This is a genomic window from Streptomyces sp. (genome assembly GCF_031178505.1).
Lineage (GTDB): Bacteria > Actinomycetota > Actinomycetes > Streptomycetales > Streptomycetaceae > Streptomyces > Streptomyces gulbargensis.
The window spans coordinates 1-1,520 of record NZ_JAPSIW010001066.1 but is presented as its reverse complement, the minus strand read 5'-3'; the positions used below and the strand labels follow the sequence as shown (position 1 = coordinate 1,520).

Sequence of the window (1,520 nt, the reverse complement as noted above, 5' to 3'; positions counted from 1 at the left end):
CTTCTTGAGGCGTCTCCAGCAGATGAGGCTTCAGGTGAGGGAGAGGAAGGCGTCGTGGAGTTCGGTGCAGCGTTCCCAACGGACGGCGAGGCACTTGAACTGGTGAAGGAGGGCGAAGGTCTGCTCGGCGACGTAGCGGAGCTTGCCGAGGCCCTTGATGTTCGGGCTGCCCTTGCGGGAGATGACCGACAGGATTCGGCGCTTGCGCAGTTCGCGGTTGGGATTGGAGTCGTAGCCCTTGTCTCCGAGGAGGGCCTCGAGGTGGCGGGGTCGGCCCGGGCGGCCGGCGACGGGCGGGATGCCGTCGACCAGGGCGAGGGTCTGGGTGACGTCGTTGACGTTGGCCGCAGTGCTGATGACCTTGAGCGGGGTCCCGCGTCCGTTGCAGGTCAGATGGTGTTTGCTGCCCGTCCTCCGTCGGTCGACCGGCGACGGACCGGTGTCCGCTCCCTCTTTTTCGCGCGAACGTGGGAACCGTCGACGCACGCTCTGGACCAGTCCAGCTCACCGGCCGCGTGCAGCCTGGCGGGCAGGATCCGGTGCAGTTGCCCGAAGACACCGGCCTGCTGCCATCGTTCGAGGCGCCGCCAGCAGGTCTGCCCCGCGCCGAATCCCAGCGCAAGGGGCAGCAGTTGCCAGGCGATGTCGTTGTGCAGCACGTAGAGGATGCCCTGCAGGCACAGCCGGTCCGGCACCGGCCGCGGGCCAGGGGCCTTCTCGGGCCAGGGCGGCAAAGCGGCTCGATCAGCGCCCACAGGTCATCGTCCAGGATCCACGGCCGGGAAGTCACACCATCTCGAGCGGCCGAATCGTCACACCAGTCACGGCCCACCAGGACCATTCAACAACATCGTGTTACGAGTTCCTCGCGAAGATCGGCACCATTCTCGGAAAATCCGCCGACGCGACAAAAATGCTCGCCAGCCGCGCCCGCAGGAAGGTACAGGCCGCCCAGCAGCCGGCAAGCGCCGGACGAGAACAACGTCAGGGTGGGGCAAGCCTTCCTGGCCGCGGCCCGCGAAGGCCGGTTCGAGCAGCTGCTGGTTCTCCATCTCGAAGTGCAGTTCACCGTCCACACCCCGAACGGCCAGTTCGTCACGCTCGGGGCCACGAAGTCGCCACCCGCGCGCGAGTGGCCGGCAGCGCGGCACAAGGACACGCGGCGATCTTCAACGGCCGCCACGGAAGCGCTTGACGTGCTCCGGCGTGCCCGCGCTGCGGCCTGCGCAGCTGGTGACGCACAGCAGGAGTCCCGCAGTCTGCATAACATCGGCATCGTCTTGGAGGCTGCCGGCCGCATGGGGGAGGCGCTCACCACCTAGCACACCGCGCGGGACATCGCCCTGAAAGACGGCGATCCCAGGCGGGAGGCGGAGGCACTGACGCGCATCAGTGAGCTTCTTCAGCGTTGCCGCTCCAGGGTGAGTACCGCTGCGGCGATTGACGTCATGCGGTTTGGGCTGCAGCGGGCTCTGCGGAAGATCCGCCAGGACTTCAGGCTGGCGACGCCGCGTTCGACC

The 1,520-nt window shown here is 67.6% G+C and carries 1 protein-coding gene and 2 pseudogenes; 1 reads left to right on the top strand and 2 read right to left on the bottom strand.

What is annotated here, in order from left to right:
• Positions 1-30: 30 nt before the first annotated feature.
• A pseudogene (locus RIF68_RS36295) lies at positions 31-841 on the bottom strand (IS5 family transposase).
• A gap of 148 nt (positions 842-989) precedes the next feature.
• Here RIF68_RS36295 and RIF68_RS36290 point away from each other — a divergent pair.
• Positions 990-1,322: a hypothetical protein gene (locus RIF68_RS36290; protein ID WP_309056021.1), complete on the top strand. Its 333-nt coding sequence runs from the start codon at positions 990-992 to the stop codon at positions 1,320-1,322.
• 80 nt (positions 1,323-1,402) lie between these two features.
• Here RIF68_RS36290 and RIF68_RS36285 read toward each other — a convergent pair.
• A pseudogene (locus RIF68_RS36285) lies at positions 1,403-1,520 on the bottom strand (IS5/IS1182 family transposase); the annotation flags it as partial.